This window comes from Gemmatimonadota bacterium (assembly GCA_040388535.1).
GTDB lineage: Bacteria > Gemmatimonadota > Gemmatimonadetes > Gemmatimonadales > GWC2-71-9 > Palsa-1233.
On sequence record JAZKBR010000001.1, the window covers coordinates 558,775 to 582,262 of the forward strand.

Annotated in this window: 20 protein-coding genes; 14 read left to right on the forward strand and 6 right to left on the reverse strand. The window is 66.3% G+C overall.

Annotated elements, in window-relative coordinates:
• Window positions 1-47: 47 nt before the first annotated feature.
• From V4558_02605 to V4558_02620, 4 genes are all read right to left on the reverse strand, one after another.
• Window positions 48-1,766, reverse strand: coding sequence for an NYN domain-containing protein (locus tag V4558_02605; protein MES2304362.1), 1,719 nt, complete (start codon window positions 1,764-1,766; stop codon window positions 48-50).
• A gap of 186 nt (window positions 1,767-1,952) precedes the next feature.
• The gene (locus V4558_02610; protein MES2304363.1) at window positions 1,953-3,515 is read right to left on the reverse strand and encodes an AMP-binding protein; all 1,563 of its coding nucleotides are present in this window, start codon (window positions 3,513-3,515) and stop codon (window positions 1,953-1,955) included.
• Between the two features lie 75 nt (window positions 3,516-3,590).
• A complete protein-coding gene (locus V4558_02615) occupies window positions 3,591-4,646 on the reverse strand; it encodes a HAMP domain-containing sensor histidine kinase (protein ID MES2304364.1) in 1,056 nt (351 codons plus the stop codon).
• 1 nt (window position 4,647) lies between these two features.
• The gene (locus V4558_02620; GenBank protein ID MES2304365.1) at window positions 4,648-6,153 is read right to left on the reverse strand and encodes a sigma-54 dependent transcriptional regulator; all 1,506 of its coding nucleotides are present in this window, start codon (window positions 6,151-6,153) and stop codon (window positions 4,648-4,650) included.
• A gap of 366 nt (window positions 6,154-6,519) precedes the next feature.
• On the opposite strand from V4558_02620, the gene V4558_02625 reads away from it, so the two are divergent.
• Complete coding sequence (locus V4558_02625) at window positions 6,520-8,874, forward strand: polysaccharide biosynthesis tyrosine autokinase (GenBank protein ID MES2304366.1); 2,355 nt, start codon at window positions 6,520-6,522, stop codon at window positions 8,872-8,874.
• 131 nt (window positions 8,875-9,005) lie between these two features.
• On the opposite strand, the gene V4558_02630 is transcribed toward V4558_02625, so the two are convergent.
• On the reverse strand, window positions 9,006-9,860 hold the full coding sequence (locus V4558_02630; GenBank protein MES2304367.1) for a response regulator: 855 nt from the start codon (window positions 9,858-9,860) through the stop codon (window positions 9,006-9,008).
• Window positions 9,861-10,340: 480 nt separating this feature from the next.
• On the opposite strand from V4558_02630, the gene V4558_02635 reads away from it, so the two are divergent.
• Genes V4558_02635 through V4558_02665 form a run of 7 tightly spaced genes read left to right on the forward strand, consistent with a single transcriptional unit; the run spans window position 10,341 to window position 16,001 of the window.
• Window positions 10,341-11,147 (forward strand): polysaccharide biosynthesis/export family protein, encoded by an 807-nt coding sequence (locus V4558_02635; protein MES2304368.1) that lies wholly within the window; start codon window positions 10,341-10,343, stop codon window positions 11,145-11,147.
• Between the two features lie 8 nt (window positions 11,148-11,155).
• A complete protein-coding gene (locus tag V4558_02640) occupies window positions 11,156-11,908 on the forward strand; it encodes a sugar transferase (protein ID MES2304369.1) in 753 nt (250 codons plus the stop codon).
• Window positions 11,902-12,816, forward strand: a complete 915-nt coding sequence (xrt, locus tag V4558_02645) for an exosortase (GenBank protein ID MES2304370.1) — start codon at window positions 11,902-11,904, stop codon at window positions 12,814-12,816. The genes V4558_02640 and xrt overlap by 7 nt, the downstream gene beginning before the upstream one ends.
• Window positions 12,809-13,456: an exosortase C-terminal domain/associated protein EpsI gene (locus V4558_02650; protein MES2304371.1), complete on the forward strand. Its 648-nt coding sequence runs from the start codon at window positions 12,809-12,811 to the stop codon at window positions 13,454-13,456. The genes xrt and V4558_02650 overlap by 8 nt, the downstream gene beginning before the upstream one ends.
• Window positions 13,457-13,471: 15 nt before the next feature.
• The gene (locus tag V4558_02655) at window positions 13,472-14,128 is read left to right on the forward strand and encodes a polysaccharide deacetylase family protein (GenBank protein MES2304372.1); all 657 of its coding nucleotides are present in this window, start codon (window positions 13,472-13,474) and stop codon (window positions 14,126-14,128) included.
• Window positions 14,125-15,465, forward strand: a complete 1,341-nt coding sequence (locus tag V4558_02660; protein ID MES2304373.1) for a hypothetical protein — start codon at window positions 14,125-14,127, stop codon at window positions 15,463-15,465. Before V4558_02655 ends, V4558_02660 begins: the two co-directional genes overlap by 4 nt.
• Window positions 15,462-16,001: a serine acetyltransferase gene (locus tag V4558_02665; GenBank protein MES2304374.1), complete on the forward strand. Its 540-nt coding sequence runs from the start codon at window positions 15,462-15,464 to the stop codon at window positions 15,999-16,001. The genes V4558_02660 and V4558_02665 overlap by 4 nt, the downstream gene beginning before the upstream one ends.
• A gap of 23 nt (window positions 16,002-16,024) precedes the next feature.
• On the opposite strand, the gene V4558_02670 is transcribed toward V4558_02665, so the two are convergent.
• The gene (locus V4558_02670; protein ID MES2304375.1) at window positions 16,025-16,543 is read right to left on the reverse strand and encodes a hypothetical protein; all 519 of its coding nucleotides are present in this window, start codon (window positions 16,541-16,543) and stop codon (window positions 16,025-16,027) included.
• 95 nt (window positions 16,544-16,638) lie between these two features.
• Here V4558_02670 and V4558_02675 point away from each other — a divergent pair, with 95 nt between their 5' ends.
• From V4558_02675 to V4558_02700, 6 genes are read left to right on the forward strand one after another with little or no spacing between them, the layout of a single operon-like run.
• Window positions 16,639-17,787 carry a glycosyltransferase family 4 protein gene (locus V4558_02675; GenBank protein ID MES2304376.1) on the forward strand — a complete coding sequence of 383 codons (1,149 nt, stop codon included), beginning with the start codon at window positions 16,639-16,641 and terminating at the stop codon, window positions 17,785-17,787.
• Entirely contained in the window at window positions 17,784-18,788 is a 1,005-nt protein-coding gene (locus V4558_02680) for a glycosyltransferase (protein ID MES2304377.1), read from the forward strand. Before V4558_02675 ends, V4558_02680 begins: the two co-directional genes overlap by 4 nt.
• Window positions 18,775-19,515, forward strand: a complete 741-nt coding sequence (locus tag V4558_02685; GenBank protein ID MES2304378.1) for a class I SAM-dependent methyltransferase — start codon at window positions 18,775-18,777, stop codon at window positions 19,513-19,515. Before V4558_02680 ends, V4558_02685 begins: the two co-directional genes overlap by 14 nt.
• Window positions 19,512-20,633: a glycosyltransferase gene (locus tag V4558_02690; protein ID MES2304379.1), complete on the forward strand. Its 1,122-nt coding sequence runs from the start codon at window positions 19,512-19,514 to the stop codon at window positions 20,631-20,633. Before V4558_02685 ends, V4558_02690 begins: the two co-directional genes overlap by 4 nt.
• Complete coding sequence (locus V4558_02695) at window positions 20,630-22,012, forward strand: phenylacetate--CoA ligase family protein (GenBank protein MES2304380.1); 1,383 nt, start codon at window positions 20,630-20,632, stop codon at window positions 22,010-22,012. Before V4558_02690 ends, V4558_02695 begins: the two co-directional genes overlap by 4 nt.
• Window positions 22,009-23,487: an O-antigen ligase family protein gene (locus V4558_02700; protein MES2304381.1), complete on the forward strand. Its 1,479-nt coding sequence runs from the start codon at window positions 22,009-22,011 to the stop codon at window positions 23,485-23,487. The genes V4558_02695 and V4558_02700 overlap by 4 nt, the downstream gene beginning before the upstream one ends.
• The last annotated feature ends 1 nt before the right edge of the window (window position 23,488 follow it).

Here is a 23,488-nt window from a genome sequence, read left to right on the forward strand (position 1 = left end):
CCTCCGGATTCCGGTGGCGAGCGTCGTGATTTCAGACCCTTCGCGGTTCAGCTCGCGCGCGGCTTGGCTCCCTTGGCAGGCGCCGCCTTCTTCTTCGGGCCCGGTGCCGCTGCCTTCACCGCAACCTTGATGGCCTTCGGCTTGGCAGGCGCTGCCGCCTTGGCCTGCTTCTGGGCGGCCTTTTCCTTGGCCGGTGCAGCTGCCTTTGCCTGCTTGGCCCCACGCGCTGGCTTCGCGACAGGAACCGCAGCAGCGACTTCCGCAACGGCGGGGGCCGGTGTCGCCACCGGGGCTACTGCGGCGGCCGGCGGCGCGACCGGCGTGCCATTGAGGTTGATCACCCCGACCATCTGCAACTCGCCCGGACGGGCAGGCGAGCGCGCCCCGCCGCGGAAGCGCACGGCCGGCGCCGCGGGCGCCACACTCTCGACGCCATCGGCTCCCGGTGCCGAGGTCTCGACCGCCGGACGACGATGCATCGCCAGGTCCGACTTGTGCGGCGACACCTCGTAGCGATCGTTGCCCAGCGCGCGCACGTCGGCGACTTCAGCGTCATTCGCCTGACGCAGCAACTTGTCGAAGCGCGCCGTGTCGAGCAGGATGTCTTCCTTGCCGTGCAACGCGGCCATCCGCGCGCGCAGCGTCTCGCCCGAGACCGGCACCGGCAACTCGCCCAGCGCGCGGCTCATCAGGTGGAACGCCTCGGCGAGCGTGAGGCCCATCGCACTCGGCAGTGGCGCTGGCATCCCATCGGATGCCGCGGCCACGGCCGCGGCTGGCGCGACACTTCCCTCTTCACCTGGCTTGCCGCGGCCACGACCGCGACCACGACGACGCCTGCCACCGCGCTCGCCATCGGGACGCACTTCGCCCTGCGCTGCAGGCGCCGAGGCGGCCGGTGTCGCGGCAGTGGCCGCCGGCTTCGCATCGCGCGGGTTCGGGCGACCACTGCTGCGCGACGCAGGAGCAACCGGTGCCGCACCACCCTTGGCGGGCAGCGAGACTTCGAGCTGACCATTCTCCTGCTTGGTGATGGTGATGAGCCCGCGATTCGCCGCTTCCGTGACAAACTTGCTGAAGCGATTCATCCCGACGTTCTTCTCGTCGAAATTCTCGTCGATCTGCTGCATCACCTGCTTGAGGCGATCGGCGCGCATCACGTCGCCGTTGCGCTGCATCCGCTGCACCGCTTCCACCACCAGCTCCCACGGATCGCGCTGCGCGCTCGGCGCATCGCTTTCCTTGGTGAGGCCGGCAAGGTCCGAGTACGAGTAGTACTCGTCACAGTTCTGGATCAGGATGTCGCTGGCGGACTCGCGAATGCCGACGCCGATGACGTACTTGCCATACTCCTTCAGCTTCAGCACCAGCGACGAGAAATCGCTGTCACCCGAGAGCAGGATGAAGGTGCCGATCTCTGGGCGCGTGAAGACGAGTTCGACGGCATCGACCGCAAGCCGGATGTCGGTCGCGTTCTTCTTGTTGGTGCCGAAGGCGGGCGCGAAGATCAGGTCGATCGACGATTCCGACAGCGGCACGATGTACTGCGGGTAGCGGCGCCAGTCGGCGTAGGCGCGCTGGACCGAGACCTTGCCCTTGAAGATTTCGCTGTTGAGAAGGGAGCGAAGTTCCTTGGTGAGGTCGGAGCGGACGCCGAGGGTGACGTTGTCGAAATCGATGAGGAGCGCCGCGTTGGGCGCGTGGTGGGCGGCTGCCGATGGTGCAGGCGCAGGCCGGCCAACCCGATGGGCTGGATACTGGTTCACGACGATCCTGTAGTCTGGCCGTCCCCGGTCTCGGCCTCCCAGCGCGCGGGCCTCGAAAGGCGGGCGTCGCGGGGAAGCGGATGATCGAGACGGCGTTCAGTCCGGCCGGGCCCCGTTGGCCCCGCATCTCGGACAGTCGGGAAAGCTAAGGAGGGGGGGAGGCAGGAGGAAGAGCGATCGCCTCCGCTACGCCTGATGCATCGCCACGACCCGGGAGAGTTCCTGCCGCTTCACCTTGCCCGACGCCGTCATCGGGAGGGAATCGAAGAAACGCACCAGGTCGGGGACTTTGGTGGCCGCCAGGAGGTCCTGACAGAAGCGGCGGAGCTCAGGGCCGGTCACCACAGCTCCTTCGATCAGCACCACACAGGCGCAAACCAGCTCGCCCAGTACATCGTGGGGGACCCCGACCACGCAGGCCTCCTCGACCCCGGGATGGGTCCGCAGGACATCTTCGATTTCCCGCGGTGTCACCGTCTGGCCCGCCCGCACGATCACTTCCTTCCGTCGCGCGACGATCGAGACGTTGCCCTGCTCGTCGACGTGGGCGAGGTCACCAGTGAGCAGGAATCCCTCGGGCGTGAATGCGCGTGCAGTCTCCTGCGGCATCCGGTGGTAGCCCTGCATCAGGGTTGCGCTCTTCACGGCGAGTTCGCCCACGGCGTCGGCGCCGTGCAGGGTGCCGCTGCGGACGTCGACCACGCGCACGTCGAGTCCGTCCAGCGGCTTCCCCACGGTGCTGCGGCGTACTTCGGGCGTGTCGGACTTCCGGGTAATGCAAACCGTCGGGCCGGCCTCGGTGAGTCCGTAGGCCACCTCGACATTGCACCACTTGCGAATGCGATCGACCAGCGCCGGCGCGACCACACTCCCCGCCACGACACCACCGCGAAGTGAAGCGAGATCGGTCCGCGCGAAGGCCGGGTCGCGCATCAGCAATTCGAAGATCGTCGGCACGGCGGGCAAGTGGGTGACGCCCTCAGCGGCGATGAGTTGCAACGCGCTGTCGGCCTCGAATTTCGGTAGCAGGACGATGGTGGCGCCGGCCGTGATCGCCGAGAGCAGCACGCTGAGTCCGAAGACGTGGAAGAGGGGCAGCACGGAAAGCACGATTTCGTCGGAACCAAGTTCGAGGGCCGAAACCGTGGCGACGGCACAGCCCATCATCGCGCGATGGCTCAGCAGGACGCCCTTCGGCTTCCCCATCGTGCCCGAGGTGTAGAGCAGCGTGAGTGGTGCGTCGGCGTCGCTGGCAGCGTCGCGCGGCGGCTGCCGTCGACCGCGACTCACCATTTCATCGAACGGCACCGCGCGATCGTCGAACCAGCGCGCACCCGGCCCGGCATAGACAATCACGCGCAGCGAGGGGAGGTCGGGGAGGAGTTCGTCGAAGAGTTCGAGATAGTCGAGCGGCATTCCCGCTTCGGGGATGACCGCCGCCGCGACCTCGGCGTGCCGCAACTGATATTTCAGTTCGTGGTAGCCGAGCCCCGGATCGAGTGGCACCACCACGAGGCCGGCGTCGGCGGCGGCGAGCAGGGTGACGACCCATTCGAGCGAGTTGGGGAGGTCGATGGCAATCCGGTCACCGGGTTCGAGCCCTTCGGCGCGCAATCCGCGGGAGAGGGCCTGAGCGCGTTCGGCGAGTTCGGTCCACGAGATGCGCCGGTCACCATCGATGACTGCGAGACGATCACTGTGCTGGGCGACCTGCGTGGCAAGGCGTGCAGCAAGATGCGTATTCGGCAATCGGCCTCACTCCGGTTCACATCGGTGAGGCGAAAGGTAGGAGCGCCGCGCCGGAATCGGCAGGGCTTGACGCGGTCAGCCGATCAGGTCGTGCGGTCCGGCCACTGGCAGCGGGAGATTGAACGTGAAGGTGGTCCCCTCGCCCTGCATCGTGCTGACACCGAGATCGGAGCCCATCATCTCGACCAGTTTGCGGCAGATGGACAGCCCCAGTCCGGAGCCCGAGAACGCGTAGTCACCTGGCTGCTGGCGGCGGCGGAACGGTTCGAAGAGCGAATCCATCGCGGCCTCCGGAATGCCGCGGCCGGTGTCACGCACCGAGCAGACCAGCATCCCGCTCGGACCGTCAGAGAGCTTCACCTCGACGAACCCCTCGGCGGTGAACTTGAGCGCGTTGGTGGTGAGATTGAGCAGGACACGGTTGAGCGCACCAGGATGACCAATGCGTCGATCCCTCTCCGGCCCTTCGAAGCGCAGCTCGAGGCCCTTCTCTTCCGCGATCGGCAGCACGATGTCGCGAACCGATTCCAGCACGTCGGAGACTGCGAAAGGCTGCGCGTCGCGACTCACCAGACGGTCGCCGCCGCGCACGAGTTCGATGACATCACTCGCCACGGAGTTGAGACCGAACGCGGCCGAGTAGACCAGCCCGAGCTGGCGCTCCTGCAGCGGGGAGAGCGGGCCGGAGCTGCCCCGCAGCATGGTTTCGGCGAGGAAGAGAATCGAGGTCAGTGGCGAGCGCAGATCGTGGGCGACTTCAACGATCAGGTCGAGCCCGCTCGGGCCGGTCATCCGGTCCTGGAAGTGTTCCGACCAGCGCGGCTCGAGCGCAATGGCGACGAGCTCGATGTGCTTGAGCAGTGGCCGCAACCCGCCCGGCTCGACGTCGGCGTCGTGCTCGAGGAGATAGCGACGCAACAGCGTGACGACACGTCGGGCGAGTGGCGACACCGGCTCGTCACTCTCGAGGGAGCGGCCACTGGCCGAATCCTCGATGCGCGCGACGATGATGGCGATGGCGCCGGCGACTTCGCCCTGCGACACCGCATCAACCGCGAAGCGGCGCCATTCCTCGACAAGCCCATCCGCCGCCTCATCGAGACGGCGGCGGGAGACAGGATCGAGCGACACGCTACTCTCCGCGCTCGTCGCGCTGCAGCCCGTGCTTCTCCATCAGGCGATACAGCGTGGTGCGGTCGATGTTGGCCTGACGTGCGGCCTTCGACATGTTGCCCACCGCGCGAGCGATGAGGCGCGTGAGATAGTCGCGCTCGAACTGTGCGATGACCCGGTCCTTCACATCGTGGAAGGGACCGTCGAGCTGCGCCGTCGGCATGCCCACCGGCGTCGACTCGGCGTCATCATAGATCGGAATGTCACCCGGCTCGATCGGCTGATCGGGTTCCACCAGCACGGCGACATGTTCGATCACATTCTGGAGTTCGCGCACGTTACCGCGCCACGGGCGCGAGCGCAGATACTCGATACTCGCCTCGGTGAGCTTGGGCGCCCGGTCGGGCATCTGCCGATGCCGATGCCAGAACACGCCGAGGAAATGGTTTGCGAGAATCGCGATGTCTTCAGGCCGCGAACGGAGCGGCGGCAACACGATCGGCACGACCCGCAAGCGATAGAAGAGGTCGCCCCGCAGGATGCCGCGTTCGACGGCTTCCTGCGGATCACGATTGGTAGCGGAGATGAAGCGCACGTCGACCGGATCGCCGGCGGTTTCGGCACCAACCCGGCGCACCACACCATCCTGCACCACGCGCAACAGCTTCGCCTGGAGCGGAAGGGACATTTCGGTGAGCTCGTCGAGGAAGAGTGTGCTCCCGTTGGCGGTTTCGAGCAGGCCCGGCTTGTCGCGATCTGCCCCGGTGAAGGCGCCCTTCTTGTGGCCGAACACTTCCGATTCGAGCAGCGGCTCGGGGAGGGCGGCGCAGTTGATCGGCACCATCGCCTTCTTGGAACGGCGCGAGTGCTGATGGATGAACTGCGCAATGACTTCCTTGCCGGTGCCGCTCTCCCCGCTGATGAAGACCGATGCGTCAGTAGGTGCGACCTTTCGGGCCAGCTCGACGGCCTTCCGGAACGAGGGCGAAATGCCGATGAGGGCCAGGTTGTCGGAATGCGAGTGCTGCCGCATCACCTGCATCCGGAGGTCGGCGGCTTCGCGACCCTTGAGGATGGCGTGCGACGCCCGGCCGATCAGAACCTGCAAGTGCGTGGCGGAGAACGGCTTGGGGAGATAATCCCAGGCGCCCATCCGCAGTGCTTCAATGCTCGAGGTAACGCTCGGATTGCCCGTCATCACGACGACGAGGCAATCGCGGTTGGATTCCAGCGCGGCGTTGAGGATTTCCAGCCCGGGGACCTGCGACATGAAGAGGTCGACCAGAATGAGGTCGAACTGACGCCGGCGGACCAGGTCGAGGGCTTCCTCGCCGCGTCCCGCCAGAGTCACGCTATAGCCCTCACCACGGAGGACCGAGGCGCAGCTCTCCCGGAGCGTGCGCTCGTCATCAACAATGAGGATCCGGATTGACGCCTTGATATCGGCGGGAAGCGCGAGAACATCGCGTCCGGCTGGCGTATCCGATGAGCCGGTTCCTGATCCGACTCCGGTTACCGCGGTCATGGGCAAGACTCCTGAAATCGCGAGCGTGGGATCCGCTCTGCACTCCTCAAGGCGAAAAGCGTGCCGCAACTGTGGTGCTGGTACATCGAAGAAACGTCCATATTTGGCCGAATCGTTGCCGGAACGCGGCAATTGTCTCAGGAAAACCGCACCAGACTGTGGTAGCTATACTACATATATATCCCTGAACTGTCGCTCTGGGGCCTCGCAGTGCGGTATGGGGGTTGCATAGGACGGATGCGTCAGGACGTTGCGGCCGCGGGCCGCTCACTTATACGTGCAGGCCTTATGACCTCGAACCTCGCGCCGCTTTCCGGCAACCTGCCGGCGAATCCCTCCGGTTTCGGGGGGAACGGATCCTCCCCGATGACCGGGGCCAGCGGCGGCCCCCGCACCTCGCCCATCGTCCGATATCTCTCGGCTGTCCGGCGCTTCAAGTGGCTCGTCCTCCTGCTGTCGCTGGTCGGTTTTGGCGGCGGCCTGCTCGTTTCGCGGCTCCGGCCGGAGAGCTTCACGGTCCAGGCCGACATCCTGATCGCCGATGAGCCTGGCAATGCCGGCGCGATCCAGGCCGGCCCGGCATATCAGTCGGAGCAGTGGAAGGAACTCTTCGGGAACTACTTCATCGTCGAACCCGTGGCGATCTCCCGTCGGCACTACATCATCGGCCCGAAGCGGGTCGGCGCACCGCCGCTTCCCAACGGACCGAGCGGTCCCGACGCCGCCCTGTTCAATGGCTTCAACATCGATGCCGATCGGCTCACGACCGGCCTCTATGATTTCAAGGTCAGCGAGGACGGCACCCGCTGGGAGCTCGTGAACACCGCGAGCAGCCGCAAGATCGCTGGCGTCGCTGGCGACAGCGTCGGCACGACCTTCGGCTTCAAGTGGATCCCGCGACTCGAGCGCCGCTGGTTCGGCCGGACCTTCACCTTTGAAATCGTGACCCCGCGCGAAGCCGCCGACGACATCAAGGACCGGCTCAACATTGCGATGGCGTTCCGCGCCGCGCGCTTCATGCACATCACGCTGCGGGGTCAGGACGGTCCCGAGACCGCCGCGACGCTCAACGACCTGATGGCGGTCTTCGTGCAGAAGGCCGGCGAGATGAAGAAGAGCGGCCTCACCACCCAGGCGGCGATTCTCGACACCCAGCTCACCGGGGCGCAGGCGCGCCTCGAGGGTGCCCGCGGCAATCTCGAGAAGTTCAAGGTCAAGACCATCACGCTGCCGAAGGAAGACCTGCCGGTGGCTCCGGGGCTGGCCCAGACCACGCCCGGCGCGACCCAGGCCTATATCGAGAAGCGCTCCAAGGTCGAGCTGCTCCGCCGTGATCGCCGTGACCTCGCCGATGCACTTGCGCGCGCTGAAGCCGGCGACCTCGCCGTCGACCTCTTCACCGCGATCCCCACAGTGAATGCCTCGCCGGCACTGAGCGGCGTGATCAAGGAACTCGAGGCGAATGAAGCGCAGCTGCGGAACTACCGCCTCACCATGACCGACAGCGCGGTACCGATCAAGCAGACGCTGCCCAAGATCGCCGAGATCCGCAACAAGCTCCTGCCGGCATACACGCGCGCAGTGCTACGGAACCTCGACGACAACATCGCCCGTCTCGATACCGAAATCGGCAATTCAGGTCGTGAGCTGCAGGGGATTCCGCAGCGCACTATCGCCGAGAGCCGCTACCAGCTCGAGATCGATGTCGCCGCCAACATCTACAAGGTGCTGACCGATCGCTACGAGGCCGCACGCCTCGTCGAAGCGTCGGCGCAGCCCGACGTCTCGATCCTGACCCGCGCGGTCGCCGGCTCGAAGCCGACCAATAACCGCAAGGTCGTGATCGTCGGCATGGGCATCCTGATGGGGCTCGGCGCCGGCCTCGGTCTCGCCCTGCTCTTTGACGTGACCGACAAGCGGGTGCGCTACGCCGACCAGATCACCGGCGGCCTCGGCCTCACCATTCTCGGCGTCATCCCCGAGATCAAGCGCGCCAAGGGCGAAACGCCGTCGCCGGAAGAGGCGGCCCAGGTCATCGAAGCGTTCCGTACCGTGCGACTCAACCTGGCCCACACCGTGGGCGATGGCTCGCTGGTGATCACCATCTCCTCGCCGTCACCGGGTGACGGCAAGTCGCTGGTGTCGTCGAACCTCGCGCTCTCGTTCGCCGAGGCCGGGTACAACACCCTCCTCATCGACGGCGACACCCGTCGTGGAGAGCTGCACCGTACCTTCGGTGTGGAGCGTCGACCCGGCCTGCTCGATTACCTCACCGGCGAAATCAAGTTTGCCCAGCTGGTGCACAAGACGCAGCATCCGCAGCTGCAGCTGATCACCGCCGGTTCGCGCAAGCGCAACGCCCCGGAACTGCTCGGCGGCGCCGCGATGCGCGAGCTGATCAAGTCGATGCGCGAGAAGTATGAAGTGGTCATCGTCGACTCGCCGCCGCTCGGCGCCGGCATCGACCCGTTCGTCCTCAGCACGCTCACGGGCAACCTGATGCTGGTGCTCCGTGCCGGTGCCACCGAGCGCGACCTGGCCGAGGCGAAACTGCAGATCGTCGATCAGCTGCCGATCCGCCTTATCGGCGCGGTGCTCAACGACGTTCGCGCCACGATGGACGGGTACAAGTACTACTCGTACAGCTATGGCTACGGCGCAGTGGACGAAGGCGAAGATCAGGGCAAGCCGCAGCTGCTTGCCGGTGAGAAAGAGGAGTAACAAGTAGCGAGAAGGGAGAAGGGAGAAGGGAGAAGGGAGAACAACCGAAGGGCCGACATCTCATCGAGGTGTCGGCCCTAAAGTTGTCCCTTCTCCCTTCTCCCTTCTCCCTTCTCCCTTCTCAGCGGCCATTAGGCCGCTAATGCATGCACCAGCCGGTCGAGCAGCGCGTCGCCGTCACCGGTCGGCGTCGCGCCGGAAATGTCTTCGGTGAGGATCGTGGCGCGCACGGCATCGCGATCGGCCTGGTAGGCGGCTGCAAGCACTCCGCGGAAACGTTCGGCGAGATGTTCGGCGCCCTGTGCATCGGTGCCTGGCGCGACCACTGCGAACTCACCGTTGCCAAGCCGGCCGAAGGCGTCGGCAGCGCGACCCTTCTCGCGTAGCATATCGCCAGCCTGCTGCGAATGGGCACCATCGACGGCGCCCTCGAGCGACCAGGCCACGCAGGCCACGGTGCGGCCGTTGCGCCGGGCCTCGCCCAGCAGCTCCGTCGCGCGACGCGCCAGCCCGGCGCGGCTGTAGAGTCCTGATGCCGGATCAATCATCGAGTTGTGACGCAACCGTCGTACTTCGCGGTAGGACGCCGAGTAGACTCGGAGCTTGTGGAGGAGTGCTTCGGCGTCGAGGGGCTGGCCGTAGAACTCCCAGGCGCCGGCCTCGTATGCGCTCAGGCGCTGCTGGCGACCCGACGGGCCGGCGGTCGTGATCAGGATCGGCAGCGCCGTGCCGAATCGGGCGTCGGCGCGGAGCTGACGGCAGACCTCGACCCCGGAAAAGTCGGGAAGCTGCTGGTCGAGGATCACGACATCGGGATCGGAAACGTTGGCCAGGGCGAGTGTCTCCCGCGCCGTGAACGATCGCGAAACCCGGAAGCCATTGGCCACCAGGATGCTCTCGATCGCACGAGCAGTCCACTCCTGGTCGTTGGCGATCAGGACCATGGGTGCTTCGGCGGCGGCAGTCAGGGGAGCTTCAAGTGACACGGGACCCTCGCAAGGAATCGTCAGGTAGCTGGCATCGCAGCAACTGTTGCAATTAAGCAACAACTCTGTGACCGTCCGCCACGCTCATCGCCGCGGGGGTCCCGGCGCATCACGCAGGTACTGGTACAGCTAAATTGTTATACATCATTGAGTTACCGAGCACCTGGTGCGCCATGACCCAGCCTCGGCAGAGCCCTACCTCCGAGGGATAGTGCAAGGTCTCTGCCGGGGCGTCGCGGTCAGCGACGGTCCACCGGCGCCGCCGGGAAGCTGGACCACTCCCGTAGCGGTGATGCACCGCCCTGAGGCGTCCTTGCTACATATGCCGCCGATTCGACGCCACACTCGTGGCCGGGATCTTGCCTAACTGTAGGCGAGAATACCGTTTAGGCTGGCCCTGACTGGCACAGGCGCCTGAGCACGGGATGTGCTCTTCAGACGGCATCGGGGCGTCGCCCCACAAATTACCGGAGAGGGCGTGTGAGGATTCGAGCGATCGCAGTCACGATGGGAACTCTGCTGATGGCAGCGGGCACTGGCGCCCGGACGCTTGCTGCGCAGACGACCGATGCCGCGGGGACGGTCGTAAACGCCCAACGGTCGATGGTGACCCGGGCCGAACTCACTTCCGCGCTCGAAGTCATCGACCGGCAGCTCGGCTCGAGCGGCTACAGCGCCGCCCTGCGCGATGCCAAGCGGGCCGAGGCCGATGCAATCCGCTCACGCCTGGCCGAGGGCGACCTCCACGTAGGCGATCTGGTCAACATCGATCTGGTCGGCGACGTGGCAGGCCTCAAGGGGACCTACGCCGTCACTCCGATCCGGACGATCTCCCTTCCTGGTGGTGCAGAAATCCCGGTCCGGGGCGTCCTTCGCTCCGAGATGCAGGCGCACATTACCGAGCAGCTCAAGAAGTACGTCCGTGAACCGGTAGTGAAGGTCACGACCTCGATCCGGATCTCGATGTTCGGCGCGATTGGCAAGCCCGGGCTCTATTCCGCCCCGGCCGATCTCCTGCTCGGCGACGCCCTGATGACGCCCGGCGGCGGACCTGCCAACAACGCCCGGTTCGAAAAGTCGCAGATCAAGCGCGGCGACAAGGTGGTGGTGGATGGCCCGGAGTTCCAGGCCGCCATTCGTCAGGGCAAGACGCTGGACCAGTTGAACCTGCAAGCGGGAGACGAGATCATCGTCGCCGCCAAGCCCACAGGCGGCACAGTGCTCCGGATTCTGGGTGCCGTCGGCTCGATGGGCTCACTTATCTACCTTGGCACACAGATCTTCTGACCCCTGACATGCCGATACCCGCAACTTCGCCGATGGCCCACGTGAAGGAGACGCCAACCAGCCGGACGCGGTCCACCGAGAGTCGGAGCGATGAACTCGCCTCCGAACGACCGCTCTCGCGCGATGAACGCCTCATCCGGGCGCTCAACGTGGTGGTCGCGACCGTTGGCCTGATCATCACGCTGCCGATCTGGCTGCTGATTGCCATTGCCGTGAAGCTCACCTCGCGTGGGCCGATCTTCTACACCCAGACCCGGGTGGGGCTCGATCAGCGCCAGCGGATGCCGGCGCGTGACGATTCGCGTCGTCGCTCCGACATCGGCGGCAAGCCGTTCACGATCGTGAAGTTCCGCACCATGACTGTCGACGCCGAGCGTCACGGGCAGGCAGTCTGGGCGCAGGCAAACGATCAGCGCGTCACCGCCATCGGCGGCTTCCTTCGCAGTTGTCGTCTCGACGAACTGCCGCAGTTGCTGAACGTGATTCGTGGCGACATGAACCTGGTCGGCCCGCGCCCCGAGCGGCCGCAGCTGTTCACGGAATTGCGCGAGCAGATTCCCGACTACCAGCATCGCCAGCGCGTGCCGCCCGGCATCACCGGCCACGCGCAGGTGCACCTCCAGTACGATTCGTCGGTCGAGGATGTCCGCCGCAAGGTGCAGCACGACCTCGACTACATCGCCCGGCGCAGCGTATGGGAAGACCTCAAGATCATGCTCAAGACGATCCCGGTGATGCTCTTCCGGAAGGGTGGATGGTAGCGCCGGTCGCCAACGCGCCCGCGACCCTCTCCTTTCCTGATTTCGCGAAGCGCGCGGGACCCTTTGCCCGGATCGCCGGCCCGGTGTTGCTCACCGCGCTCGCGTTCGTCGTGCTCTTCCAGGATCCGGCCCGCTCGCTCGCGCGCGACTGGTGGAACGACCCCGATGCAGGCCACGGCCTGCTGCTTTTCCCGGTCTCGCTCTGGCTCGCATGGCGCGCCGGGATCGTGGCCGACGCCAGGCCAGCGCCGGGGTGGGGCACCGCCCTCATCATCGCCTCTATTCTGCTCCGCGCACTCGGCGGGCTTGCCGCCGAATTCTTCACGCAGCGCTTCTCGATCTGGCTCACCGTCGTCGGCGTCGTGGTCTTCTGCTTCGGCTGGCGGCAGGCGCGCGTCTGGTGGCTGCCGATCACGCTGATGCTGCTCTCGATCCCGCTGCCCGCACTCGTGACCAACAAGCTCGCCATTCCGCTCCAGTTCAAGGCATCGCAGCTCGGCACCGAGCTGATCAACTGGCGCAAGATCCCGGTGATGACGCGTGGCAACGTGATCCAGATCCCCGAGGGTCGGCTCTTTGTCGCCGAGGCGTGCAGCGGGCTTCGCTCGCTTACGGCACTGATTGCCCTGGGCGTGATGATCGGCGGGATGTATCTCGCCACCCTGCCCGCACGACTGCTATTGGTGCTGCTCGCGGTTCCGGTCGCGATCGCGCTCAACGGCGTGCGCATCTTCCTCACCGCCTTCCTGATGCATTTCGTCGACCCCGCCCTCGGGCGCGGCTTCATGCACGAGAGCGAAGGGTGGGCGATGTTCATGATCGCCTTCGTGTTGCTGGGAATGATTGCGTTCTGTGTGCGACTGGTGGAGCGACGGATCAGCTCTCGCAAGGTGGGCTTCGATGCGTAACTGGCAGCGGTGGATTCCCGGCGGGCTGCTCGCAGGCGGTTTCCTGCTCAACAGCACCCTGATCTCGCGTCGCTCGGGTCCCGTGGAACTGGTCGGTCCGATCGAGGCCGTGGCGCCGCAGGCGCTCGGCGTGAAGGGAACCGATCTGAGCATCAGCGACGACGAGCGTCGCGTGGCGGGGATGACGTCGTTCATGCTGCGGCAGTACCAGCCCGCCGACCGACTCCCCTTCTCGATCTACGTTGGCTACTACGACGAACAGCGACAGGGGAAGAGCATCCACTCCCCGCGCAACTGCCTGCCGGGCGCGGGATGGGAGCCGGTCGATTCCCGGCCGATGACGCTCAATACCGCGGTCGGTCCGGTGGTCGTGAATCGCTATCGCCTGGTGCGCAGCGACTCGACGGCGATGGTGTACTACTGGTACCAGGGTCGTGGGCGCGTGGCGCACGACGAGTTCCGGGTGAAGTACGAGTTGCTCCGCGACGCGGCGCTCCACGGCCGCACCGAAGAAGCGCTGGTCCGGATCGTGGTGCGCGTCGGCAAGGGCGAGGACCAGATCGAAGCCGCCGACCAGATTGCCCGCGACGTCGGCACTCAGCTCGTTGGGCAGGTCGACAAAGTTCTTCCCCGCCTCTAGCCCGGGCCGGCACACGTGAGTGCGTTGCGCCAGCTGCTCCGCCGCGGCCTCGAGGCAACGCTGCCCGCGTCCCGGTTCCTGGTTCGCGGCCCGGCTTCCGGCGCGGCCGTCGCGCTGACATTCGATGATGGCCCGCATCCTGACATCACGCCGCGGCTGCTCGATGCCCTTGCCCGCCATAGCATGCACGCGACGTTCTTCGTCGTCGGCCGCGAGGCCGAGCGCTACCCTGCCCTCGTGCAGCGCATCGTCGCCGAAGGCCATGCCATCGGCCATCACTCGTGGAGTCATTCGGAACCCTCGGCCACCAGCACCACCACGCTGATGGCGGAGGTGACCCGTTGCCGCGCGCTGCTGCGCGATCTCACCGGCGCGCCGGTCGACCGGTTCCGCCCGCCGAAGGGACAGCTCACCGTGGCCAAGCTCGCCGCGCTGCTGCGCCTGGGTCAGCGGGTGATACTCTGGTCGGAAGACCCCAAGGACTACACCCTGGGCGATGGCACGCGGCTCACCCACTGGGCCGCGACGAACGCGCTCCCGGGAGGAACAATCGCGCTGCTCCACGACACCCATCGCTGGTGCCTCGATGCGATCGCCCCACTCGCACAGCGTGCCGGTGACAGCGGAATCCAGTTCGTCAGCATCGACCGCTGGCTGCCGGTGAGCACGTGAATCGCCGGCGGCGCCTGCTGCTGGTGAGCTACCACTTCCCGCCGGTTGGTGGCGCGGGAGTGCAGCGTCCGGTGAAGTTCGCGCGCTACCTGCCCGAGTTCGGCTGGGATGTGTCGGTGCTGCAGGCCGCAAATCCCTCGGTGCCCTTGCTCGACCCTACCCTCCTCGACGAACTCTCCGCCGACACCGTGATCGAGAAGGCACGCACCTTCGAGCCATCATACGCGGCCAAGCAAGCGGTCAACATGCGCGAAGGCGCCAACACTGCAGCGACGCCGCGGCCCTCACGGCTACGCCGTCTGCTGAAGTCTGCGGCCACCGTCACATTGCAGCCCGACGCCCAGATTCTCTGGCTCCCCGATGCGGTACGCCACGGGCGGCAGCTGCTGCGCCGGCTGCCGCACGATGCCATTCTCGCGACCGCGCCGACGTATACCAATCTCCTGGTCGGCGCACTGCTCGCGAAGCACAGCGGCCTGCCGCTGATTTGCGATTATCGCGATGAATGGGACATCAGCAGCACCTACTGGGAGAACGCGCCCAAGGCGCGTCTCGCGCACGCGGTACAGGGGCGGATGCAACGCTTCGTGTTGCGGCGAAGCGCGGCGATTGTGGCCACCACCAAGGCAAGCACCGCACGCGTTGCGATGCGAGCCGGCGAGGCGGGTGTCACCCTGGTCGCGCGTTGCATCTACAACGGCTGGGACGCTGGCGATCTCGCCGAGGCCGCGCATGTGGCACCGGCGCTGCCGCGCATGCCGGGAACCTTTCGCCTCGTCTACGCCGGCACGCTCTGGAATCTCACGTCGATCGCCCCGGTGGCCGCTGCGGTCGAATTACTGGCGCGCGAATCGCCCGCGCTGGTGTCGCGTCTCGAGCTGGTCGCAGTGGGGCGGAAGACTCCCGATCAGCTGGCGCAATTGCAGCGCGTCGCCGCGGCCGGCGCCACCGTGGAGAATCTCGACTACGCCCCGCATCCGGTGGCACTCGCCACGATGACGTCGGCCGATGCCGTGCTCCTGCTCCTCTCCGATGTGCCGGGAGCGGAGCGCGTCGCTCCGGCCAAGGTCTTCGAGTACCTTGCAGTGCGCCGTCCGATTCTGGCGGTGCTCCCCGAAGGCGAAATTGCCGAGCTGGTGCGCGAGAGTGATGCCGACAGCCACCGGTTGCCAAGCGACGTGACCGGTATCGCGAGCTGGCTGCGGCACCGACTCGCAGGCAAAGTCAATGCGGCGCCAGCAGGAAACGATGCACAGATCGCGCGCTTCGAGCGCCGCGCTCTCAGTGGTGAGCTGGCCGGGCTGCTCGACGAACTCATGGCAGAGAGGGCGACGTGATCTTTCTCGAAGACCTCCGCTGCAAGGCCGAGTGGTGTTACGGCGATGTCCGGCCGAAGACGCTGCTCAAGGCCCTCCTGACCGATGGCACCTTCGCGATGGCCTGCTATCGCGCGATGGCCTGGTGTCATCGGAATCACCTTGCCCCGCTCGCGATGATCTGCAACAAGGTCAATGCCGTTTTCGGACAGTGCATCATCGGTCGCGGCGCCGAGTTCGGTCCCGGCTTTGTGCTGGTGCACTCGCAGGGCGTGGTGATCAACGGTACGGTGCGAGGTGGGGCGCGGGTCTACGTCGAGCACCAGGTCACCATCGGCGCCGAGAAGCTGCAGTCCCCGGTGCTCGGTGACCGGGTCTTCATCGGTGCCGGCGCCAAGATCATCGGCGCCATCACCATCGGCAGCGACGTGCGGATCGGCGCCAATGCCGTGGTGGTGAAGGATGTCCCGAGCCGGGTAACGGTGGGTGGCGTGCCGGCGCGGATCCTCCGGACGCACGACGGGGAGGCCCCGGATGAGGCCTCCCCGTTGAACTGATCTTTCCTTCCGCTCGGGAAGAGCTATCCCTGACCGACGATCAGGCCATCGCCCTTCTGCTTCCTGCCACTGCCCTCTTCCTTCACGCTCGCCTTCAACGCCAGCCACCCGGCCCACGCCAGCAGCAGGGCGAGCAGGAAACCCATGGCGCCGGTCTTCATCGAGGCCATGTCGAATCCCTTGATCATCTCCTGGTTGACCTGCCGCCGCACCTGGAGGAAGTCGAGTGCGAAGAAGGGGACCAGGAACGCGAAGAGGACCGCCATGACGAGGGCGAAGAGGGCTGCAATCCGTACCCCGATTCGGTAGCCGCCGAAAAGCGCGATCGCGGCAATCACGGCGAGCAGCATCGCGACCTGTGGCCCGGCGGCGAGGAGCAAGCCGTAGATCTGGAAACGCGGCTGGACCTCCCCGAGTTGCAGCGGCATCCGGGGCAGGATGACGTCCGCGAAGGGCGAGAGCGCGGCCACGACGAGGATGGTAACCAGGGCCGGGATGAGCGCCTGTGCCCGGGCGGAGAGGGTAGTGCCCGTCGAAAGCATGCGGTGACCTCAAGGAAGAGGAAAAAGGGGTGGCAACGAGGTACCGGAGCAAGTCACGGGCCGAGTGCCCCGGTTCTTGCTAGAGAGTAAGGTATATGCGAGTCCTGCACGTCACGCTATCGGCCGCCACTGGGGGGCGCCGCGACGCTATCCTCACGCTGACCGACCACCTCCGTCGGCTCGGGGTGGAATGTGGCCTGCTCGCGTTGCGAAATCCCCCAGCGGAACTCGCCCATCTGGCCCAGCAAGTCGACTACTACGAAGGACTTGAGATCGCAGGTCGCCCGACGCTACGGGAACTTGCCGATGTCCGGCGAGTCTGTCGCACGAGGCAGGTCGACCTGATCCACGCGCACGACGCCGGAAGTCAGTATGTTGCGTCGGCGCTACGGGTGGCAAACCCGTCGCTCCGCGCCGTGATGACCTTCCACCGCACCCTCGGCCTCGAGTCGGCCGGAGTGAGGGATCGGCTGCGCAACCGACTGACCCTCCCGCTCATCCACCGGGTGGTCACTGCGACCGAGGAACGGCGCCGGTTTTTCCTGACCGAGTCGCCGATGGCGGCTGACCGGGTGGAAGTCGTGCCGCTTGGGGTCGACCTGAAGACGTTCCATCCGGAACCGTCGGTCCGCGACGCCCTCCGCGCGGAGCTCGGTCTCGCCCCAGACACCATCCTCGCGCTGGCGATCGGCCATTCCGGCCCGGAGAAGGGGATCGACCAGGTGGTCGACGCCTTTGGCCTGGCGGCCGCGCGAATGAGCGATCACCCTTGGCACCTCGCCCTCCTTGGTGGCGGCTCACCCGCGCGCCTCGAGGCGCTGCATCAGTCGGCCCGCCAGCAGCTGGGTGACCGGGTCACCATCGGCGGATTCCGATCCGACATCCCGCGGTGGTTGCAGGGCGCCGACCTGCTGGTCCATGCGCCACGCCTCGAGGCCTTCGGGCTGGTGGTGGTCCAGGCGATGGCCACCGCGTTGCCGGTGATCTGCACCGCCGTCGGAGGGTTGCCGGAAATCATCGTCGACGAGGTCACCGGGCGGCTGGTGCCTTCCGGCGGCCTGTCTGCACTCGCCGACGCCATCGTCGCGCTGACCGGTGACGCCGGGGCGCGTCACCGAATGGGCGATGCCGCGCTCCTCCGTGCGCAGAGTCATTTCGGCGCACCCCTTTGCGCCGAACGCCATCTCGCGCTGTATCAGAATCTGTTTTCTCGCCGCGCCACCAGGACTGGAGCTGCCGTATGACCGAACAGGTGACCATCGTTGTCGTCCCGCGCGACCGTTTCAGCAGCGTCGAGGAGTGCACTCGCTCCATCATCGAGCATACGCCCGCGGGTTTTCGCCTCGCCTTCCTCGACTTCGGTTACTCGGTAAGCACGTTGCGGAATCTCCGGGCGCTCTGTGCCGCGGTCCCGTTCGAAATCGTCCCCTGCGGTCGGACCATCCCGATGATGGCCTTCCGCGATTATGTCGCGCGGATCTCGACCAAGTACACGTGCTGGGTCGACAATGACACCTTCGTGACCCCGGGCTGGATGACGCGGTTGCTGCAGTCGGCGGAGCAGGAGGGAATGCGCGTTATCCTCCCGCTCACCTTCGAGCGCGAAGGTCTCGACGTCGACGATCGCCACCTGACGATGCGGGTGCACGTGTCGCACTCGGAGCTGCGCAAGGTGACAGTGGAGGGGAAGGATCTGGTATTCGACTACAAGCCGTTCCGTCGGGCCGCCCGTGAGGATGTGCCGGCCGGCCCGTGGACTATCGACTTCTTCGAACTGCATACCTTCTTCGCTGAAACTGCCGTGCTGCAGCAGCTCGACTTCCCGGCCATGGTCGTCCGCGAGCATATCGATCTCGGCATCCAGCTGCATCGCCTCGGCATTCCGATCTGGTGCGAGCCGCGCGCCGAAGTGGTGTTCGACAATATCCACCTCCGGCCCACGCTGCAGGACCTGCGCTTCTTCTTCTTCCGCTGGTCCGACGAACTGGTCGAATCGAGTCATCGCGAATTCGAGAAGCGCTGGGGCTGGAACTTCTATAACGAGCAGTTCCTGAAGAACTGGGCCTTCCGGCGCCGGATCTTCTCGGTTGCCCGCTTCTGTTTCGTCCCCAACCGGATCGCCGACCTGCTCTCGCGCGCGGCCGTGAAGTATCTGCGTCCCAGGATTCCAGCCGCACTCCGAGGCGATCCGACTGACCGCTCGGTGCGCGCGCTCGGTGACGCACCACTCGGTGCCAGCGCTTGATGAGCACCTCGCGCGCGTGACCACGGCGTCGACTCCGCTGCCACCGCCGCACTTCCGGCGTGGGGCCCGCCCTGATGCGCATCAGGCCCGGCGCGCCGCGACCGTTGTCCAGCTCGCCGCGGGGCTTTCGGGGCGGGCGCTCGACTATGGCGCGGGCTGGGGCGATCTCACGGCCCGACTGGCACCGCAGTTCAGCGAGATCGAGGGGGTGGATGTCGGCACCGAGCGGGTCGAGTTTGCCGCTGCGGAATACGCTCCGATCCGGTTTGCGCAGTGCCCAACGGACGGCCTCGACTACGCCGACGCCAGTTTTGACGCGGTCTTCTCGACCGTGGTGCTGCATTTCGTCCCTTCCCCCGAACACTATCTGGCCGAATGCCATCGGGTGCTGCGGCCCGGGGGAGAACTGGTCGTTACGATCCAGAATCCCGACTCGATGTGGATGACGCTGAGTCGACTGCGCAAACCGAATCGCGGCGCGCCCGGCTGGAGCAGCGGCAGCAGCAACCAGATCAAGGTCTGGGACGGCACACTCGCCACCTTCCGCGACTGGCTCACGGCGCAGGGATTCGCCATCGAATCTCACGCCGGCTTCTACGACCCGCCGCTCGACCGGATCCGCACTCCCGCCGATGTGGTACTTGCCGCGCTCAACACGACCGGACACGTGCTCTCGCTTCCGGGCCGCTGGTCGTACGTGGGCTTCCGCTGCCGGAGGGTCTCGTGAAGCCCGCCGGCCCGCCGTGGGGTGTGGTGCACTGCGTCTTCTCCGTCGCCATCGGTGGCCAGGAGATGGTGGTGCTTTCGCTCGCTGCGAACGCCAACCGTGATCGCTTCGCGCCGCGCGTGCTCTGCCTGCATCGGGGCGGCGAACTCGCACCGCGCTTCGAGGCGCTCGGCATTCCGGTCGATGTGCTCGATCATCCGGTCGGCGGTGGTTCGCTCGGCACGCTGCGCGCGATGCACCGGTATCTGCGGCAGCACCGCCCAGCGATCCTGCATACCCACAACCCCACACCGCACCAGTTCGGCGCGCTCACCGGAGTTGCCGCTGGTGTCCCAGTGCTGGTCCATACCAAGCACGGTCGCAATCAGCTGCTCACCATCAAGGGCCAGTGGTACGAACGGATCGCCGGCCGACTCACCGATGCGCTGGTGCCGGTCTCTGAAGACGCCGCAGAAGTGGCCCGCACGGTCGATAGTGTGCCAGTCAACCGGATCCAGGTGATCCGGAACGGCATTGACCTCGGCGCGGTGCCGCCGATGCGGCCGCCGGGGGCCGCGTTCCGCGCGGTGCACGTGGCACGACTCAACGAAGTGAAGGATCAGCCGACGCTGCTGCGCGCGGCACGCCTCGTCGCGGACGCCGAGCCGCGGTTCCATCTCGATATCGTGGGTGATGGCGACGAGCGGATCGGCCTCGAACGACTGGCACACGACCTTCACCTCGACGACGTGGTGACCTTCCACGGTTTCCACGACGATGTACGGCCGATGCTCGATCACGCCGGCCTCTTCGTCCTCTCGTCGTTGAGTGAAGGGATTGCGCTGACCCTGCTCGAAGCGATGGCGGCCGGGCTCCCTGTGGTTGCCACCGACGTCGGCGGAAATCGCGAGGTGGTGATCCCGGGCGAGACCGGGCTGCTGGTGCCCTCGCGCACCCCCGAGGCCCTGGCCCAGGGAATGCTGGCCATCATCGCCGATCCGGCGCGTGCCTACGCGTTCGGGGTGGCGGGTCGCGCGCGAGTCGCGCGCGATTTCTCGCTCGACAACACCGTCAGGCAATATGAGGAGCTCTACCTGCGCCTGCTTCGCAAGCGCCTCGGCGCGGCGGCAGTCACGTGAGTGATCGCCTCGACGTGCGCGTGCGGCGCGGGCTGATCCGTGTCTATGAGGGCGGCTGGCATCGTCGGCCGGTGTTCCCCTACTGGGGTGCGCTGGAGGCATCGCAATGGTGGACTCCGGCACAACTCGCCGCGCTCCAGCTCGAGCGACTGCAGGCGCTGTTGCGCACGACGCAGGCAACCTCACCGTGGTACGCCGAACAGTGGCGCGCGATAGGCCTCGATGCCGCCGACGCGACGTCGCTCGATGCGTTCCGGCGGTGGCCGGTGATCGACCGCGATACGATTCGCGCCAATCGAGTCGCGATGCGCTCGACGACGCCCGGCACCCGGTTGATCGCGAAGGCGACGGGTGGGTCGAGTGGCGTGCCGCTGCAGTTCGACCTCGACTTCGACAGCAACGATCGCCGGATGGCCGCGTGGCACCGGGGCTACGGTTGGGCCGGAGCGGCTCCGGGCACGCGCCAGTGGTACCTCTGGGGCGTGCCGCCCAGCTCTGCAGCAGAGTGGAAGAAGAAGAAGGTGCGGCTCTACGACCGGCTCTATCGTCGGCATACCGAGAGCTGCTTCGACCTCAGTGAGGCAAACCTTCCCCGCTTCGTCGCTTCGCTCGAGTCGACCCGGCCCGACGCCATCGTGGCCTACACCAACGCGCTCTACACCTTCGCCCGGATGCTCGAGGCGAGCGGCATCACGCCGTATCGGCCGCACTCGATCGTCGTGGGTGCCGAGAAGCTGCACGACTATCAGCGAACGACCATCGAACGGGTCTTCGGCGCGCCGGTCTTCGAGACCTATGGCTCGCGTGAGTTCATGCTGATCGGAGCGGAGTGCGATTTTCACCAGGGCCTCCACCTGACAATGGAACACCTGCTGGTCGAGATCCTCGACGACGACGGCCACCCCGTGCACGAAGGTGAGGTCGGCAACGTGACCATCACCGACCTGACCAACCACGGCATGCCCTTCATCCGGTATGCCAACGGGGACCGGGCGATCGCCGGCGGGAACGCATGCGGCTGTGGTCGCGGCCTCCCCCTGCTGCGGGAAGTCACTGGCCGACGGCTCGACGTGCTGACAACACCCGATGGTCGGTCACTCCCGGGCGAATTCTTCCCGCACATCCTGAAGGAGCTTGCCTCGGTGCGTCAGTTTCAGGTGATCCAGGATGATCCCGCGGCCGTCACGGTCAGGCTGGTGGCTCCCGAATGGCGCGACAGCGACGAGGCGTGGCTCCGGCGGGAGGTGGCGGCAACGGCTGGTATCGCGCTGCGTCTCGACCTCGAGCGGGTGACCGACATTCCGCTCACCGCGGCGGGTAAATTGCAGGTAGTCGTCAATCGACTGGCGACCGCATCAACGGCGAAGGAGCAGGTATGACCACCCTCGGGGCGAATGAACCCACAGCGACCGATGTCGTCAGCGCGGTCAAGGCCGCGACGGCGAACGTCGGGCAGCGCACCAAGAGCGGTGGCTTCTCGCTCAGCAAGGCGGGTACCGGCGAGTTCGTGATGGCCGCCCTCTTCGGCCTCTATCTCGGCTATGCGGTCGTGCGCCTCCCGGAAGTGTTCGTGCAGCTGGCGATCCCGAAACTGCCAATGACGCTGCTGCTGATCTTCCTCACCTCGCTGCTCCTGCTGGTGCCCTCGAATGGCTGGGAACTGCTCTGGGCGCAATGCCGCCCGATGCGTCTTGGGGCGATCCTCCTCGGCATTGCGATCGGGACGGCACCGATCGGGATCTGGCCGAGCGAGTCGTACGACTTCATCAAGAGCCGGTACATCATCTCGGTCTCGATCTTTCTCTGCTGCATCGTCTTCCTGCGCGATCGCCGGACGTTCCGGCTCGCGGCGGCGATCTATGTGCTCTGCGTCGGTGCCGTGTCCTACAACGTGATCAAGACCTACGACCCCAACGGGCCCGTGCTCAACGAAGACGGCGATGTGATCGATCCCGCCGTCTTGGCCAGCCGTCCCGAACTGCGGCGCCTTCAGGTCGTCGGGGTCTCGCTCGACTCCAATGACTTCGGCGCCATTCTCGCCACGACCTTCCCGCTCGCGCTCTGGCTCTCGGTCGGGAATTTCCGTCGTCGGGTGTTCTGGACCGGCGTCGCCGGGCTCTTCGTCATGGCGGTTGTCCCGACGCAGTCGCGCGGCAGCATGCTCGGCTTCATGGCCGCGGCCACCGTACTCATTGGCGCCGGCGCGCGAGGATGGCGACGATGGCTCACGATCCTGTTAGTCGGGGCGGGTGTCGGCGCGTTCATACTCATGGCCACCGGTATGGGGAGTGCCGACCGCTTCAGCGATTTCGGCGCTGGCGACTACAACGTCAGCGGCAATGAAGGGCGACTCTATTTCTGGAAGCAGGGCTTCGTCTGGATGCTCAAGCGTCCGTGGGGCTACGGCATCGCCAACTTCCCGACTTACTTCGGCGAATTGAACGGCCCCGAGCGCGCGGCCCACTCCACCTGGGTGCAGTACGGCATGGAGCTGGGTGTCGCCGGCATCGTGACCTTCGTGCTCCTCTGCAAGAGTGTCGTCGGTGGACTCCGCAAGCTGCGCAAGGCCGCGGTCCAGCAGCGCGACACCGTTCCTGAGGCGAAGGACGAAGAGGTGCTCGCGGGACATATGCTGGCGGTGATGACCGGGGTGCTGGTGACCGGCTCGTTCCTCGCCAACGCCTACTACGCCCTTACCTACATGGCGCTGGGCATGGGCGCGGCCGTCCTCATTGGTACGCCGCTCAAGATGAATGTTTCCGAACCGAAAACCGAGGCACCTGTTCCAGCCGGACGGGGCGTGCTCCCGCGCCGGCGGTTGCGAGCATTCCCGCAGGCAAAGCCGGGCAGCTGAG

Excerpts from the sequence above, each read along its gene's own strand:
- V4558_02620 (MES2304365.1), bottom strand. The coding sequence starts at position 6,153 with ATGACCGCGGTAACCGGAGTCGGATCAGGAACCGGCTCATCGGATACG.
- V4558_02625 (MES2304366.1), top strand. The coding sequence starts at position 6,520 with ATGACCGGGGCCAGCGGCGGCCCCCGCACCTCGCCCATCGTCCGATAT.
- V4558_02640 (MES2304369.1), top strand. The coding sequence starts at position 11,156 with ATGCCGATACCCGCAACTTCGCCGATGGCCCACGTGAAGGAGACGCCA.
- xrt (MES2304370.1), top strand. The coding sequence starts at position 11,902 with ATGGTAGCGCCGGTCGCCAACGCGCCCGCGACCCTCTCCTTTCCTGAT.
- V4558_02650 (MES2304371.1), top strand. The coding sequence starts at position 12,809 with ATGCGTAACTGGCAGCGGTGGATTCCCGGCGGGCTGCTCGCAGGCGGT.
- V4558_02670 (MES2304375.1), bottom strand. The coding sequence starts at position 16,543 with ATGCTTTCGACGGGCACTACCCTCTCCGCCCGGGCACAGGCGCTCATC.
- V4558_02675 (MES2304376.1), top strand. The coding sequence starts at position 16,639 with ATGCGAGTCCTGCACGTCACGCTATCGGCCGCCACTGGGGGGCGCCGC.
- V4558_02680 (MES2304377.1), top strand. The coding sequence starts at position 17,784 with ATGACCGAACAGGTGACCATCGTTGTCGTCCCGCGCGACCGTTTCAGC.
- V4558_02700 (MES2304381.1), top strand. The coding sequence starts at position 22,009 with ATGACCACCCTCGGGGCGAATGAACCCACAGCGACCGATGTCGTCAGC.